Source organism: Alteromonas sp. Mac1 (genome assembly GCF_001562125.1).
GTDB classification, from domain to species: domain Bacteria; phylum Pseudomonadota; class Gammaproteobacteria; order Enterobacterales; family Alteromonadaceae; genus Alteromonas; species Alteromonas stellipolaris.
In genome coordinates this window covers 400,318-416,395 of sequence record NZ_CP013932.1, presented here as the reverse complement: position 1 = coordinate 416,395, position 16,078 = coordinate 400,318, and the positions used below count along the sequence as shown (strand labels likewise).

The window sequence follows — 16,078 nt, the reverse complement described above, 5'->3', positions numbered from 1 at the left end:
CTCATAGTTATTTATTATTCTGTAATTGCTGAACTAGCAATACCGATAAAAATTAATACTATAAGAGTAAAACACTATGAATATCGAACAAAAAACAAACATACAAGAGTTGAATGAGAAAGATTATACTAATGTCTATGGTGGAATGAGTTCTTTTGCGGCTTTTCCAGAGTTGGGTTATAAAATTGAACCAGAAAATCCAACTCCACCAGGCATAGGTCTAGACTCGCTAAACCAACAACCACTGCATACCGGCATTTTCGGCAGCTAATTGATCGTAAATAAAGTCACCCACATACAGGCAGTCTTCGGGTTGTAGCTGCCAGTGTTGGGCTATGTGTAACAGTGCTGTGGGGTCGGGCTTGGCTGGGGCATCTTCTCGGGTAAGTACAAACTCTATGGGAATACAATTATTAACTATTTTAATAGCGGTGGCTTCTCGACAATTGCGGGTCACAATAGCGATGGGCAAATTGTTTGCAAGTACCTTATCTACCATTTGCTTACCAAGGGGTAGCCATTTTGCATTTTGGGCATCAACTAATTCATGTTGCAGTATGGCGTAGTTGGCTTTCGCTTTTTCTTGTTCACACACCATATTGTCGATAAACGTAAGAATGTCTTCGTCTTGCGGGCAGCCTATGTCGGCTCTCATTTGCGAGAAGTTAAGGCTAGACTCAACCAAGGTACCATCTAAATCAAAAATAACGCCTTTAATACCGCTTAAATCCATTCTTTATACTCTTTTTGCCTTTAGTTTTTTACACGTGTTTTCATAGCCGGTTTTCGTAGCCAGTTTTGGTATCTGGCTTTTATAACTCGCTTCGGCAGCAAACTAATATTGCTCGTCTAGCATGGTTAATACTATTAGCGTGCAGATGCTTATTACCGTGCACAGGCTAAGATAGTGGCACAAGCGTGACTGTGTTTCCGTTAACTTTTAGTTAGTTAACCAATATTATCTAATATCTACTAACATACGCATTCACTTTCATTTAGCATAGCGGCTCTTTTTTCTAAGCTTCATATTTTATAGGTTACTAATGGGCGTATTCGCAGCACTAGGTACGGCACTTTGTTGGGCAATAGCCGCCCGTTTATTTAGGGGCACAGGTAACGCATTCTCGCCCCTTACCATGAATTTTTGGAAGGGCCTTATTTCTATCGCTATTTTGGCTGTGGTTATTGCCCTAGTGCAGCCAAACGCTTATGAAACCAATGCCGTGCTTTGGCTACTACTAAGTGGTTTCATTGGTATAGGTATTGGCGACACCTGCTTCTTTAAAGCTTTAAAATCGATTGGCGATAGCCAAGCGGTATTAGTAGCCGAAACCCTAGCGCCTTTATTTACTGCCCTTTTTGCTATGGCCTTTATTGGCGAATGGATAACCTGGCAACAATGGGTAGGTATTGCGGTAGTGCTATTGTCGGTCGACATGGTAATAAAATCGCGCAGGCGCAATACTACTCATGTATTTGCTACCTCTGGCTATATGTATGGCGTAGGTGCTGCTTTATGCCAGGCCGTAGGCGCAGTCGTTAGCCGTGACATTTTAGGCAGTGGTGATATAGATGCCGCCAGTGCTGCCTTCTTGCGCTTAGTTGGCGGTATGATTTTTGTAGTGCCGTTAATTGTCGTTACTCGCAGTAAATGGTTGCCGGTAATTGAATCCAACCAACGGGTTTGGCCTGCGTTTATACTGGCTACTTTATTAGGCACTACCGCCGCTATTTACCTTCAAATGTTTGCCTTTGCCTATGCCAAAGCTGCCGTGGTGCAAACCCTAATTGCCACCAGCGCCTTAATGTCGCTAGGCGTTGCGTGGGTGATGGGCGAAAAAGCTACGAAGGCTACGCTGATATGGTCGATTGTTGCGTTGGTGGGTGTGGGCATTTTGGTAAGCTTCGGTACGCCCTTGTAGTACAAGAAGGCGTTTTGGCATTCAGTGTATAGCTAATACCTTGTGGAGCCAGCGCCTTTGCAATCAGCGCCAAATATAAACTGCGACTAGCGCCGCTAACCCTGTTTTAAATCTTAAATTTATAAATCAAAGATAAAGGCGTTAGCGGAACTAGCGGCTTTTCGTTTAGCCTTGCATAGTTTTAAAGCGAGTATAAACACCGTTAGTCCAACCAAACCCTAGCTGAACTTCGTACTCTCCACCGCTTGCCGTTTTGTCAGGCTCGCACACGTTATACTTTTCTAGCATTACGCCAGTTTGCGCAAAATGCTCTTCAATGGTTTGCGTAAAGCGATTAATAATGTCGCTCGCTTCCTCGGTAAAACCATAATTTAGTAACCCTTTCACCGCAAACCATTGCAGAGGTGCCCATCCATTTGGCGCATCCCATTGCTGGGTGGTGCTATTGGCTGTAGTTACTATTCCGCCGCGGGCTAACAAGTGAGTTTTAAGGGCAATATTAACCCCTTCAGCCTGCGCATTGGTGGCAAGATCTACAAACAAAGGAACGGTGGCAGCTGCCGAAAGCACAGCAGTTTGCGTAGCACTGGGGAAGTGGTAATCGTAAAAACAGGCTTTGTCTTCATTCCACAAATACGTATTTATTGCCTGCTTTCGATTAGTAGCGGCTTCACGGTATTTTTTTGCATTGGCTTCACTGCTAACCCGCGCTAATTTATTTTCAACAAAATACAGCAGTGCGTTCAAGTCAACAGGCACTATTTCAGTAGTACGAATACTAGACAGGGCGTTTTCATCGGCAAGCCAGCGGGAACTGAAATCCCAGCCTGATTCACATGCGGCTCTTATATGGCGGTAAAACTCTACCGATTTTGCGCCTACCTGCTCGGCCGTTTCTATGTCTTCTCTGTACGACTCCGGACGTGGCGAGGCTTCGCTATCGTAATACCGGTTAAGTAAAGCACCGCTAGGCATGCGCACTAGGTGTTCACTTGCTTGCTTAGCGTCTTGCGTGTCGCTTATGCTTTGCGCACCATTCATCCAAAAAGCATATTCTTTTTCGATGCCAGCTATAGCCCTTTGACGCTGTGTTTCACTTAACTTTTCCTCTACTAACGAAAACATTAGTGCCAGAACAGGTGGCTGACTGCGAGTGTAATAATAGGCGCGATTTCCATTTGGAATACAGCCCACTTCATCTAATATGTCTAAGAAATTTTCCAACATGTTAATTACCATGTCAGCTTTTCCAGAATCAATTAACCCTAATGCGGTAAAGTAACTATCCCAGTAATAAATTTCTCGAAATCTGCCGCCAGGTACTATGTATGGGCGTGATAGGCTAATTAAGCTATCCACATTGTTTGCATCTGGTGTACGGGTAAGCACATCCCACATATGTTGCACATACTCTGGCACAGTAGTAAAAGCTCCCCCTGCACGGCTCGCTACCATATCCGGCATTTTGAAATGAGTGCCAACGAAAGACGACAAACTAAAGCCCTCGTTATTCCTCTGCTGCTCGTATTGGCTTATCACGTTCTGCCAATCACCTAATACAATGGCATCGGCAAAGGTTTTGCTATCTTCAAATAAAGCCGCGTTTTGTACATCTTTAAACAAATTGCTTTTAAAGAATGGCAAGCAGTTTCGCCAGCCACTTGTTGTTAATGCCATATTACGCGGTATCCTTTAACACTATTGAAGATGTTGCTCGTTTAAAAAAGAACAGGGTAGCAAGCAATGCACCTATGGGAATAAGCGATAAATAGAACGCTTGCTGCCCGCCCATTGCTTCAAATACATAGCCGGTAATAATAGAGCCAGTGGTACCGCCAAGGGCAGAGAACACCACGATTAGGCCTGTCATAGGGGCGTGTTGTACTTTGGGCAATGCACTTAACATTACAGAATTAATAACAGGGTAAATGGGTGCCATCATTAACCCAATGAGCGGAATAAGGTACGCCGCTATTGGTGCATCTACCCAGCTAGCAATAAGGTTCTCATCTACCTTTTCAGCTAAAGGCAAGCTTAATAGCATGACGGCGGCCATCCCCACTAAACAGGCGTTCATGAAGGGATACCAACTTACTCTTGCTAGCACCACTCCGGCTAATAGGCGGCCAACAGCAAGTGCTACGGCGAAAATACTGGTAATTTGAATACTCACTTGGGTAGGTAAACCCAATACTTCTCGGTTGAACGTTGGCAACCAAGAGCCTATCCCCTGCTCAATCAGAACGTAGAGAAACACTGAAATAATAAAGATGAGCACTAAAGGTTTATAGGCAAGTTTAAGCATATCGATAAACGCTGTACCTACCCCTACTTCCTTGTTTACCTCTGGTTTTTGAATGGGCGCGGCTAGCACCAATAAAATCGTTACGGCAACTAGAGCGGCAATTAAGTAATACACATTCATCCACGAAAGAGATGCTTCATTTGTGGGGTCGATAAAGGCAGCAAACACCCAATAGCCAGAAAGTACACCCAACATGAAAATACCTTCAATGGTATTCATCAGCGAGCTATGCGTTTTGGTGCTAGAAGAGAGTTGGCCAATAATGGCGTATACCGACACTTTTACTAACGCAAAGGCTGTGCCTATGCCCGCGAATAAGAGTTTTATAACCCAGAAGCTGCCAACATTAGGCGTAATAGCGCAAAGTGCAGCCACCAGAATAAGGCCGAATAGCATTGATACTTTGTAGCCAATGCGGGGAATGAAACTCGCAACAAGAAAAGATACCAACGCAATGGATAAGTCTTTAAATCCTTCGAGGGTGCTGGCTTCTGGTTTCGACACATCGAAACTGTTTATCGATTGCAAAATAACCGTACCCACACTGTTTAGCAGTATGGCAAACACATAATAGCTAACGGCTATTGCAGCGATAATCAACAATCGGGACATGTGTAAACACTCTGTTAACTTAATTAAGCCGGAGTGTAGACGGATAAAAATAAAAATGCAAACGTTTGCATTTACCTTTTATTTTCTCTTACCAAACCACATTTAAGTACATTAATCGTGTTTACTTGAACGGCGAACCACAAGTTGGGTATCTACTACGTAACTTGCTGTTTGTAGGCCTTCAAACTGGCGAAGCAATTGCTCTACCATAGCTGATGCGGCTTGCTGGGTGTTTTGGCGTATGGTTGTTAGCGCCGGATGCATAAGTTCAGCTAGCGAAATATCGTCGTAGCCGACAATACCCACATCGCTTGGAATACCAACGTAGCGCTCTTTCAACGCTTTAAGTGCGCCAAGCGCTACCATGTCGCTTGAACACACGATACCGTCGAAATCTAAGCCGTTCGCTTTTACTCTTTGATTTATATACTCGTAGGCCGCTTTAGACGTTATATCGATAGTGCAGGTACAATCGCTGCTCACTGAAATATTGGCATTTTGATGCGCTTGCAAATAGCCCTTATAACGCTCTTGCATCTCGGCGTGCTCTGCATCACCTAAAAACAACACACGCTTGGCGCCCTTTTGTAGCAGGTGCGTGGTGGCGTCGAATCCACCTTGGTAATTATCTCCGCCAACAATAGGATAGTTAGCTTCACTTTTAGGGTCGCCCCACACAACAATTGGAACACCGGCTTCGGCGGCACGGTCAATTTTCTTAGTCGACTTCCCCTGCCCAATTACAATCATTCCATCGGCGCGCTGACTGTGAATAAAGTAATTCGCCCAATCATCCGATGCCATAAAAGAATTTGATAGCAGCAGCTCGTAGCCTTTGGCGTTAAGCGCTTGGTTCAACTCCCCTACCAGTTTCAGCAAGAACGGATCGGTGGTGCTTTGTTCGGTATGATCAATTAAGTTTAAAATTACTGCGATAACATGAGTTTTTTGTGTACGTAGCCTACTAGCAGCCGCATTCACGCTGTAATTGTGCTCCTTTGCCAAGGCCTGCACTTTAAGCCGTGTTTCTTGCTTAATTAGCGGATTATCCTTTAGCGCTCTTGAAGCTGTAGAGGTAGAAACCCCAGCTAACTTTGCTAGCTTGGCTAACGTTAATTTTGTTTCTGAACTCAAGTTATTTAGCTCTCTCTTTTTTTCAAACTATACCGAGAAATACGTGAAAAGCCTATGCTCAACGCATAGCCTTCTAAGTCTCTGTATCCCAAGTTAATTACTTCTATTCATTAAGTCTTAATACCAAACTACTTCGCAAACAAATATTAACACGCTTAAACAAATATTTTGCAATCGATTGTATTTTACCCTTGCAATCGTTTGCAAAGAGATCTATTTTGTTGCTCATTCCCGAAGCGAGTGACATTTTTTTAACCTGTTTCACGCATTCGGTTAACAACGCCCAAAACTTATTTTCAGGAGCACACACCATGAAAACGTTGTTCACAAAAGGAATGCTAGCCACTGCAATTTCTTTAGCGTTAACCCAAACAGCCTTTGCACAAGAAGAAACAAAACAGGCTACTGCAGAAAATACTGAAGTTATTGTAGTGAGTGGAACGCCAGGCGGCGCAGGAATAAGAAAAATTGATGCAAGCTTTGCTGTCACCAATATTGATGCCAGTGACATTGAAAAATTGGCGCCTAAATCTACTGCCGATTTGTTCAAAGCCATTCCAGGGGTTTGGGTAGAAAGCTCTGGCGGTGAGTCAGGTGCAAACGTATTTGTTCGAGGCTTTCCAGGCGGCGGCGATGCACCTTTCCTTACCATTGCACTAGAAGGCTCACCTATTTACCCCGCCTCTACATTGTCATTCTTAGAAAACTCTCAAATGTTTAGAATAGACGACACCATTGAAATGGTGGAAGGCTTACGTGGTGGCCCTAACCCTGTAGTGAGTAACGGCCAACCCGGTTTAACCACAAACTTTCGCTTAAAACGCGGCGGTGAAGATACTGAAGCCAGCGTGAAATATACGGTATCTGATTACGGTTTGAATCGGGTTGATCTTGTACTTAGCGGTGCACTAGCCGACGATCTTTACTACATGGTAGGCGGTTACGTAAAAAGTTCTGATGGTATTCGCGATGCTGGGTTTAGCTCTGAAGAGGGTAACCAATTCACGGTAAATCTAACCAAAATTTTCGATAAAGGTGAGTTGAACCTTTATACCCGTCAAACTGACGATCACGGCACATGGTACTTACCTACCCCGCTTAATGTAGATGGCATTGATGCAAACTATACGCAAATAGGTCCGTTAAACCGTCAAGCCACCATCAACTACGGTCCAGACAATGCTACCTCTGAGTCTTTCGACTTTGGCGATGGTCGCGGCTGGGATGGTCATGTGAGTGGTGGTAGCTTAAAGCTTGAATTAGGTGGCGGCTGGCATTTAGTTGACCGATTCAACCTGACTAAAGGCGCAGCAAACACCTTTGGCTTAGTGCCAGATGGTTCTGCTGTTACCGTTGCCGATGTGGCTGATAATGGTGAAAGCGCTACAGGTGCGGTTACTGGAAACACCTACGACGGCGACACCCCTATTCAACAAATTGGCCGTTGGGTTGTACTGAAAGACGTTGAGTCATTCACTAACGACTTAGCCGTATCTAAATCATGGGACAACTTCGATACCTCTTTTGGTATTTATAGCGCAACCACCAAAGCAGAAGACTGGTGGAGCATTGGTAACCAAGCTTACTATGCATTAGTGCCTGGCGGCGAAATGCTTGACGGTATAGCTTGTAATAACAGTGCTGAAGGCTGTGGCTGGAGCTACGATATAAACTCGGTAGGCGATGCCAGCACATTTGCACTGTACGCCACTAGCACTTGGTACGCCACTGAAAACTTAAGCATCGACTTAGGGCTTCGTCGTGAAAACCATGAAGTAAGCTATTCAGTAGATGAAGGCTTAGATGGCGTAATAAACAAAGCATTAGAGTATGACGAAAACAAAACCTCGTGGACGTTAGGCGCTAACTACGCGCTCAATGACTTTAGCGGCGTGTTTGTTCGTATGAACCGTGGCTACAAGATGCCTTATTTCGATGACTTTCGTGATAACTGGGGTGCTTATACAGGCGGTAACGATTTAATTAAAGAAGTTACCCAAGGCGAGCTTGGCTATAAATACATGAATGACAACATTCAGTTTTTTGCCACTGCGTTTGCCAACGAAGTCAAAGGCGATACCTTTGTACGTCTTCCAGGTGCACCGGCTGAAATTTTAACAAACGAAGCTTACGGTATTGAGTTTGACGGAAAGTACAACCACGACTCAGGTTTCTCACTTAGCGTAAATGCAACGCTTCAAGAAACTGAAATTACGGCAAGCGCAACCAATGAAGGTAATGAAGCCCAGCGTCAGCCTGGTTGGCAAGTACGTATGACCCCAAGCTATGGTTTCGACGTAGGCGATATGTATGCCACAGTATACGGTACTTTTTCAGCCGTAGACGACCGCTTTGGCGATAACGAAAATACAGTAGTGTTAGAAGGATATGAAAAAGTTGATGTGGGTATGACACTTGAGCCTACCGATGCCCTTCGCGTTCAACTGTCTATAGATAACCTAACAGACGAACAAGGTATTACCGAAGGCGATCCTAGAAACCCTGATTCACCTAACGGGCGCTACATCATGCCAAGAAGCATGAAGCTTAGCGTGTCATACCTGTTCTTTTAATTAACAGGCTATAAGCTACTAAACCAAAGCCGATGATACTTATCATCGGCTTTTTTTATTGCCCCCTCTTTGAAGCGCAATATTTCGCCACCATAATATAGCTATCGGTTTGTTTCAGTTTATGTAACACCTAAACTTTTACCTTAGCCTTTTACCTCAAGATAGAGACATTATATGAAACGGGTTTTCTTATTCCTTGTTACCAACTTAGCCGTAGTATTAGTGCTAGGTGTTGTGCTGAATATTGTGTTTGCTGCCTTTGGTATTGATAACCGCAGCATCACAGGTTTATTGGTTTTCTCTGCTGTTTTTGGTTTTGGCGGGGCGCTTATCTCTTTAGCCATGTCGAAATGGATTGCCAAACGAAGCACTGGGGCACAGGTGATTGACAACCCCACCACCCCCACTGAACGCTGGTTAATTAATATGGTGTCAGCACAAGCTAAAAAAGCAGGTATTGGCATGCCAGACGTAGCAATTTACGACTCCCCTGAAATAAACGCATTTGCAACCGGCATGAATAAGAACAATGCCTTAGTTGCCGTAAGCAGTGGCTTATTAAATGGTATGAGCGAAGATGAAGCGGAAGCTGTGCTTGCCCACGAAGTATCACACATTGCCAATGGCGACATGGTTACCCTTACGTTAATTCAAGGGGTTGTGAATACCTTTGTTATCTTCTTAGCACGGGTTATTGCCGGTGCTATTTCGAATGCCACCCGTAGCAGTAATAGCGCAGGGAGCGCCTTAGGGGGCTTTGCTTATTATGGCATTGTGTTTGTTCTTGAAATGCTGTTTGGTATTTTGGCTAGCATTATTGTGATGTGGTTTTCCCGTCAGCGTGAGTATCGCGCCGATGCAGGCTCAGCCAAACTAGTGGGTAGACAAAAAATGATAGCGGCGTTAACACGCTTAAAATCGAACAGTGAAAGCCAGCTAGATGGCACCATGATGGCCTTTGGTATTTCGGGTAAGTCAGCATTTTCAGAATTATTTATGAGCCACCCGCCCTTAGATAAACGTATAGATGTGCTCAGACGTCGCGCGAAAGCGCAATAATAAAGGGAATTACTACCATGACAGCACCTAAAGCGCTTTTTTTCGACATTAACGAAACCTTGCTTGATATGGCAGAAATGAAGCATGGCTTGGCACCATTGCTTGGCGGCAATGAAGACTTAGTCGATTTGTGGTTTGCGAATCTTCTACATCACTCTCTTGTCGATATTGCGTCTAACCAGTTTAACGACTTTATCAACATTGGGGCGGCAGCCTTGGTGATGGTGTCGCACAGTAAAGGCTTTACGGTTTCTGAAGACGAAGCCCTTAATGCCATAAAAAGCCACATTACCAAGCTTCCTGCACATGATGATGTAAAGCCAACACTTGCAAAGCTTCAATCGTTTAACGTGCCTTTAGTGGCGCTGTCTAACTCCTCTATTGAAGGGCTAAAAGCGCAACTGGAATTTGCTGGCATTAAAGAATACTTTTCCCATGTACTAAGCACAGAGCAAATTAAAACGTATAAGCCTTACCCCGATGTATATCGCTGGGCATGCAAAGAGGTTGGCGTTGAGCCCAAAGATGCCATGATGGTAGCGGCACATGGCTGGGACGTGAGTGGTGCTAAGGCTATAGGTATGCAAACCACATTTGTTAGCCGACCTGGCAAGATGATGTATCCGTTAGGGCTTAAACCCAACTTGAACGTAGAAAATTTAACTGAGCTTGAGCAAGAAATGAAAAAGGGCGCATAAAGCACCCTTGATATATAACGTGTAGCAGACTTTAGTTATCAGTTTTAGCAACTAATTGTCTACCTTTAAACCCATTTGTCGAACAGTTTGAACGTTTTGTTTCTAGCGCACCCAACTGGCGCTTTAACCAAGACTTTTGAATACCCGATTTCGCTGCATTCATTTCGCCACTGACTCGTGAAATTTCTTTACCCACATTCACGCACGCTTTAGCGGTTGGCTGAAACCCGCCATTTGCTGAGGCTACAGAAGAAAATGCTGCAGATGATATTACCATTGCGACTGATGCGATTAGAGCTTGCTGTTTCATACGATTCCCCAATGGCCTGATATAGTTCAAGCTCATTTATTTTAAATAGAGATAAGGCTATCCGATACCCTGATTTGTGTTGAAACTATAGCAATTATGATCTTATTTTTAGGTGTTAGAAATTATACCTAATGATAATAAATTCAGGTATGCCGTAACGTCCCATGCCATTTATTTCCCCGTCATGTATTCGTATTGCTCATGATTTTTAGGGGCGTTGCTAATGTTTCTTATATTGTTATCGACCCATTGTTAGAATTCACGAGAACCCTTCCGTAGTTGAGGTTACAGTAACAGCTTTCTGTAACAGCAATGTTATCGTGACAACAGATCCGCTTTATTAAAACATCAAATAAATCAGCTAACAAGCTAAGTGGAAAACTTAGCGACAACATAGATTAAACAAAATCTACTTAAAGCCGTGTTCCTACACCAATCGACTCTAATGTATCGAGTATAGCATCTGCTAGCGAAGCTAGCGGCGTAACGTAGGTAGCCGCATTTAATTCTATTGCCACCTTGGGCATTCCAAACACAACACAGCTTTTTTCATCTTGGCAGAACGTAGTAGCTCCTTGTTGTTTCATTTGCAGTAAACCGTTCGCACCATCGCGCCCCATCCCTGTTAGCAAAACACCTACAGCATTTGCGCCAGCATTGGTCGCTAATGAATTAAAAAGTACGTCTACAGAAGGTTTATGCCCTGATTCTCTTGGTCCATCAGACAAGGCAATTCGATAATCTGCGCCGCTACGCTCAACAACTAGATGTTTATCACCCGGTGCTAAATAGGCATGCCCTGGTAACAAACGCTCTCCGCCTTTTGCTTCACTTACCTCTATTTCACACAAGCTGTTTAACCTACGGGCGTAGGTTGTGGTAAAGCCCGGTGGCATGTGCTGGGTAATAACCGTGGCAGGTGCATTTCTAGGGAAATGCATGAGTACATCCTTAATTGCTTCTGTGCCACCAGTAGACGCCCCTATTCCTATTACCTTTTCGCTGCCGGTATAGCGCATAGCGGCATGTTGTGACGCGCGTGATTGGGTAGGTGCACTTAATGTGGAGTGTGCCGCCATTCTAATTTTTTCCGTTATTACCGAGCGATACTCTTCCATACCTTGCGCCACACCTAGCTTAGGTTTTGGTACAAAATCTACTGCGCCTAGTTCTAACGAACGAAGTGTAGCATCTGCCCCCTTTTCGGTTAACGTAGACACCATAACCACCGGTGTAGGGCACGCTTTCATCATGACTTCTAAAAACCGTAAGCCATCCACCTTGGGCATTTCAATATCAAGGGTGATCACATTAGGCTTAAACTCTTGTACCATTTTCTTTGCTACAAACGCATCGGGTGCCGCTCCAACCAAAAGCATGTCAGCTTCATTATTAATAATTTCAGATAACAACTGCCTGATAAGTGCAGAGTCATCTACCACGAGAACTTTGATGGGCATTGTCAGGCTCCGTTAGCGAGAAATCATCGGGGTTGGCTTGCTGAGATAGCAGCGTTCGGTGGCTAGATTCACGCTCATACAAACTGGCATTGTTGAAGTTCCTAATTCGCTTCATATACACATTACCTTCATCGGGTAGAAAGTATATTTTGCGGGCGTAGTCTGACATTAAGTCGCTATTTAATAGTGGGATGTTTTCCCTAGTTAAATAGTTAACTACAAACTCCGCGTTAATTCTTCCAATATCTTGTTGCACGAACCCCGCGAGTACTTTGCCTCCGCCGAAAGCTTTAGCTACCAGCTTTTCCTTTCGTGCCCCAAGCGTGATGAGCTTTTCAATAAGCATATCCATAGCATGCACGCCGTATTTAGATGCAAGGTTGCTGTCTAGCTCACTGGCTAAATTTAATTCAGGCAACATAAAATGGTTCATGCCGCCAATTTTCTTTTCTGGGTCGTAAATACATGCGGCAACACAAGACCCTAAAATAGTAACCAACACTTTATTAGAAGCAGTGGCAACGTACTGCCCGGGTAATAATTTAACGGCTTCTTTTCGAAATCGGTTGTCGAAGTAACTAATAGGTTGTTCATCTTGGCTCATACTGCTAACCCCTTTTAATTTGCTGGCCGATAAATAGTTTTACCCATTGGCCGTACCAACTCAGGGTACATAGTGAAGTTTTCAGAATGACCAGCTACATACATTCCCCCAGGTTTCATTAACTTAACCATGCGGGATAGAATTTTACGCTGGGTGTCTCGATCGAAGTAGATCATGACGTTTCGACAAAAAATAATATCTATTGGGCTTTCAATGTCCCAAGTAGGAGACATCAGGTTTAGGGTTGCAAATTGCACCATACGCCTAAGCTCATCGGCTACACGCACTTTTCCTAGCTGCGCGCCTTTGCCTTTATAGAAAAACTGTTGGCGATAGTGAGGAGGTAATTGTTCAATGCCGCTTGCACTATAAATTCCTGCGGCGGCTTTTTGTAACACGCGGCTGTCGATATCAGTGGCAACAATAGACACAGGGGGAGTAAAGGTGCCATATACCGATGCCACCGTCATGGCAATGGAATAAGGCTCTTCCCCCGTACTGCTGGCCGAACACCAAATCCGTTTGGTATTAGGGTGCTGCTTTAAGTACGTTGAAAGCGCCTCAAAATGATGAGGCTCTCTAAAGAAGGAGGTTAAGTTGGTCGTTAGCGCGTTAACAAAATGCTCTTGTTCTTGGTGGTTGTCGGCCACTACTGCCAAGTAGTCTTTGAAACGGGTTAATTTTAATATGCGCAAGCGCCGCGCTAAGCGGCTATACACCATGGCATCTTTAGAATCGGCTAGGCGAATACCGGCACGCTCAAACAGTAGCCGCCTAACTTTATCGAAGTCCCGCCGACTGTAGGCAAATTCCCTTTGCGCCACTACCTCGTGTAACTCCGTCATACACTAAAAGGCCTCCCATTCTGCTTCATCTGGAGACGTTGGATTTAACGCTACTCTTGGCTTAGAAGGCCCAGGCCCAGATATCGCTCTTGGCGCAGACGTAGGAAACGATGTCATGCTATTCGATGACGCAGAGGCTGAACTAAAATTTTGCTGCCCCACTTTAAATACAGCGACCCGCTGGGCTAGCTGTCCAGATTGCTGCCTCATACTGTCTGCAGCGGCTGCCGCTTCTTCTACAAGCGCTGCATTTTGCTGGGTCATTTCATCCATTTGCACCACGGCATTGTTCACTTCTTGAATACCGGTGGCTTGCTCAGAACTCGCCGCAGCAATTTCTGACATAATGTCGTTCACCCGCTTAATTGCTGTGACGATATCGGCCATGGTTTCACCAGACTTATTCACCAACACATTGCCATTGGTAATCTTCTCTACCGAGGTTGAAATAAGCCCTTTAATATCTTTAGCCGCTTCAGCTGAGCGCTGGGCTAATGTGCGTACTTCCGATGCCACTACAGCAAACCCTCGGCCTTGCTCGCCAGCTCGTGCCGCTTCTACCGCAGCGTTTAGGGCAAGTATGTTGGTTTGAAATGCAATGCCATCAATAACACCAATAATGTCAGAAATGCGCTGGGCCGAATCGTTGATTTCTCCCATGGTATGAACCACTTTTTCAATCACCTTTCCGCCCTCTGATGCTACATCTGAGGCCTGACTGGCCAAGCCTTTCGCTTGGTCAGCGTTTTCCGCATTCAGTTTTACCGTCCCTGTGAGCTCTTCCATAGCCGATGCGGTTTCCTCTAGGCTAGACGCTTGCTGCTCGGTTCTACTTGATAGGTCAGCGTTTCCTGTGGCAATTTCATTAGAGGCGGTATCAATAGTTTCCACCGCATCGTGAATTTTAATGATGGTGTCGCGTAGTTCATCTACAAACTGATTGATTGACTCACCAAGTACTTTGAAGTCGCCATCTAGTGGCTCTTCAATGTTATGCAGTAAATCGCCTTCAGTAAGCTTAGACATCACGGTTTTAATGCTGTCTACCGCTACCGTGCGCCCCGTAATATCGGTGGCGTACTTCACCACCCTAAAGGGTTTGCCATTTTGATCAAGTATGGGATTGTACGAAGCCTGAATATAGACCGCATTGCCTAATTTACTAATACGCTTGTACTCGCCACTGGCGTAAACCCCTTTGCGTAATTGCTCCCAAAACGCCGCGTATTCTGGGCTATTTTTAAAAGCAGCCTCTACGAATATGCTGTGATGTTTTCCTTTCACTTCATCTAGGGTATAACCAAGTGCCGATAAGAAATTACTGTTGGCATCTAAAATCACGCCATCTAAATCAAATTCGATAACCGCTTGTGACTTACTAATGGCGGTTAGCTGGCCTTCGAAGTATGCATTCTTAGCTTTTTCAGCGGTAATATCAGTGGCGAATTTAACCACCTTAAAAGGTTGCCCGTTGCTGTCTAAAATAGGGTTGTAAGAAGCTTGGATCCAAATTTCACTGCCCCCCTTACCTAACCTTTTGAATTCACCTGTTCGATAGTTACCTGCTTGCAAATCTCTCCAAAATGCAGCGTATTCGGGGCTAAGCTTTACTTCCTTTTCCACAAACGTACTATGATGCTTACCTTTTACTTCCTCTAAGGAATACCCCATCACACTGAGAAAATTATCATTCGCGGTAAGAATATTGCCTTGTAGGTCGAACTCGATAACAGCTTGCGACTTGCTAATGGCATTAATTTGCCCTTCATAATCGGCGTTTTGCTTTTTCTCATCGGTGATATCGATAGCAAATTTCACGATAGCGGTAACCTTGCCACTATGATCAAAAATAGGGTTGTAAGAAGCTTGAATCCAAACGTCTTCGCCTTTGTTATTTACTCGGCAAAACTCACCGCTGTGTGCTTCACCGCTTCGTAATACTGACCAAAAATCTTTGTATTCTTGGCTACCGGCGTACTCGCGAGTAACAAACAAACTGTGATGCTTACCTTCAACTTCGCTCTCTGAGTACCCCATGGCAGATAGAAAGTTTTCATTCGCTTTAACAATATTACCGTCGGGAGTAAAAAGAATAACCGCTTGGCTTCGGTTAATGGCATTAACCATACCGGCGCGCTGATCTTCTTGTTCGCTGTCATTCCATTGCACAACATATTGCGCGGGATCTGAGCTTGACGCACTAAGGGCGGTAATATTAAGAGTAAACACGGTCTCGGCCATTTGCGCATAGAGGCTGGCTTCACGGCACTGCAAAATGTCGTTCAGCAGTTGGGTATTTCCCTTTACGATCGTCGATAAATTCTGCCCTTTCAAAGAAGCATGACCACCGTGAGTGGATACCGTAAAATCATCAGGATATTGCTGCGCCAACGTTAAAAAAGCAGGGTTGTGATATACAATATTACCCGCGCCATCAATTACCATAATGCTTGCGGTGCTTGCATCGAGGATCTGCGTTTTTAGCTGCGCCTCGTGCTGTGCAGCTTTAAGCTCATCATTGTTGAGAAAGTTAAACACGCCCATAACCAGTTCATC

The 16,078-nt window shown here is 44.5% G+C and carries 14 protein-coding genes; 5 read left to right on the top strand and 9 right to left on the bottom strand.

Annotated elements, in window-relative coordinates; genetic code table 11:
* Positions 1–76 precede the first annotated feature (76 nt).
* Positions 77–271, top strand: a complete 195-nt coding sequence (locus AV939_RS20115; protein WP_138118157.1) for a hypothetical protein — start codon at positions 77–79, stop codon at positions 269–271.
* Here AV939_RS20115 and AV939_RS01675 read toward each other — a convergent pair.
* Complete coding sequence (locus AV939_RS01675; RefSeq protein WP_057794502.1) at positions 230–733, bottom strand: HAD family hydrolase; 504 nt, start codon at positions 731–733, stop codon at positions 230–232. The genes AV939_RS20115 and AV939_RS01675 overlap by 42 nt on opposite strands.
* Before the next feature lie 310 nt (positions 734–1,043).
* On the opposite strand from AV939_RS01675, the gene AV939_RS01670 reads away from it, so the two are divergent.
* Positions 1,044–1,922, top strand: a complete 879-nt coding sequence (locus AV939_RS01670; RefSeq protein WP_057794504.1) for a DMT family transporter — start codon at positions 1,044–1,046, stop codon at positions 1,920–1,922.
* Between the two features lie 165 nt (positions 1,923–2,087).
* Here the strand turns inward: AV939_RS01670 and treF are convergent, their stop codons facing one another.
* The 3 genes from treF to AV939_RS01655 all read right to left on the bottom strand — a co-directional run bounded on the left by treF (position 2,088) and on the right by AV939_RS01655 (position 5,973).
* Positions 2,088–3,599: an alpha,alpha-trehalase TreF gene (gene treF / locus AV939_RS01665; RefSeq protein ID WP_057794506.1), complete on the bottom strand. Its 1,512-nt coding sequence runs from the start codon at positions 3,597–3,599 to the stop codon at positions 2,088–2,090.
* Between the two features lies 1 nt (position 3,600).
* Positions 3,601–4,839: an MFS transporter gene (locus AV939_RS01660; protein ID WP_057794508.1), complete on the bottom strand. Its 1,239-nt coding sequence runs from the start codon at positions 4,837–4,839 to the stop codon at positions 3,601–3,603.
* A 111-nt stretch (positions 4,840–4,950) separates the two neighbouring features.
* Complete coding sequence (locus tag AV939_RS01655) at positions 4,951–5,973, bottom strand: LacI family DNA-binding transcriptional regulator (RefSeq protein ID WP_057794510.1); 1,023 nt, start codon at positions 5,971–5,973, stop codon at positions 4,951–4,953.
* Positions 5,974–6,284: 311 nt separating this feature from the next.
* Between AV939_RS01655 and AV939_RS01645 the strand changes: the two genes are divergently transcribed.
* The 3 genes from AV939_RS01645 to AV939_RS01635 all read left to right on the top strand — a co-directional run bounded on the left by AV939_RS01645 (position 6,285) and on the right by AV939_RS01635 (position 10,303).
* A complete protein-coding gene (locus AV939_RS01645) occupies positions 6,285–8,546 on the top strand; it encodes a TonB-dependent receptor (protein WP_057796424.1) in 2,262 nt (753 codons plus the stop codon).
* Between the two features lie 174 nt (positions 8,547–8,720).
* Complete coding sequence (gene htpX, locus AV939_RS01640; protein WP_057794512.1) at positions 8,721–9,605, top strand: protease HtpX; 885 nt, start codon at positions 8,721–8,723, stop codon at positions 9,603–9,605.
* A gap of 17 nt (positions 9,606–9,622) precedes the next feature.
* A complete protein-coding gene (locus AV939_RS01635; protein WP_057794514.1) occupies positions 9,623–10,303 on the top strand; it encodes a haloacid dehalogenase type II in 681 nt (226 codons plus the stop codon).
* Between the two features lie 31 nt (positions 10,304–10,334).
* Here AV939_RS01635 and AV939_RS01630 read toward each other — a convergent pair whose 3' ends face one another.
* From AV939_RS01630 to AV939_RS01610, 5 genes are all read right to left on the bottom strand, one after another.
* Complete coding sequence (locus tag AV939_RS01630) at positions 10,335–10,613, bottom strand: hypothetical protein (RefSeq protein WP_057794516.1); 279 nt, start codon at positions 10,611–10,613, stop codon at positions 10,335–10,337.
* Between the two features lie 413 nt (positions 10,614–11,026).
* The gene (locus AV939_RS01625) at positions 11,027–12,073 is read right to left on the bottom strand and encodes a protein-glutamate methylesterase/protein-glutamine glutaminase (RefSeq protein WP_057794518.1); all 1,047 of its coding nucleotides are present in this window, start codon (positions 12,071–12,073) and stop codon (positions 11,027–11,029) included.
* Positions 12,045–12,677 carry a chemoreceptor glutamine deamidase CheD gene (gene cheD / locus AV939_RS01620; protein ID WP_057794519.1) on the bottom strand — a complete coding sequence of 211 codons (633 nt, stop codon included), beginning with the start codon at positions 12,675–12,677 and terminating at the stop codon, positions 12,045–12,047. Before cheD ends, AV939_RS01625 begins: the two co-directional genes overlap by 29 nt.
* 14 nt (positions 12,678–12,691) lie before the next feature.
* The gene (locus AV939_RS01615) at positions 12,692–13,522 is read right to left on the bottom strand and encodes a CheR family methyltransferase (protein ID WP_057794521.1); all 831 of its coding nucleotides are present in this window, start codon (positions 13,520–13,522) and stop codon (positions 12,692–12,694) included.
* 3 nt (positions 13,523–13,525) lie between these two features.
* Positions 13,526–16,066 carry a PAS domain S-box protein gene (locus AV939_RS01610; RefSeq protein WP_057794523.1) on the bottom strand — a complete coding sequence of 847 codons (2,541 nt, stop codon included), beginning with the start codon at positions 16,064–16,066 and terminating at the stop codon, positions 13,526–13,528.
* Between the last annotated feature and the right edge of the window lie 12 nt (positions 16,067–16,078).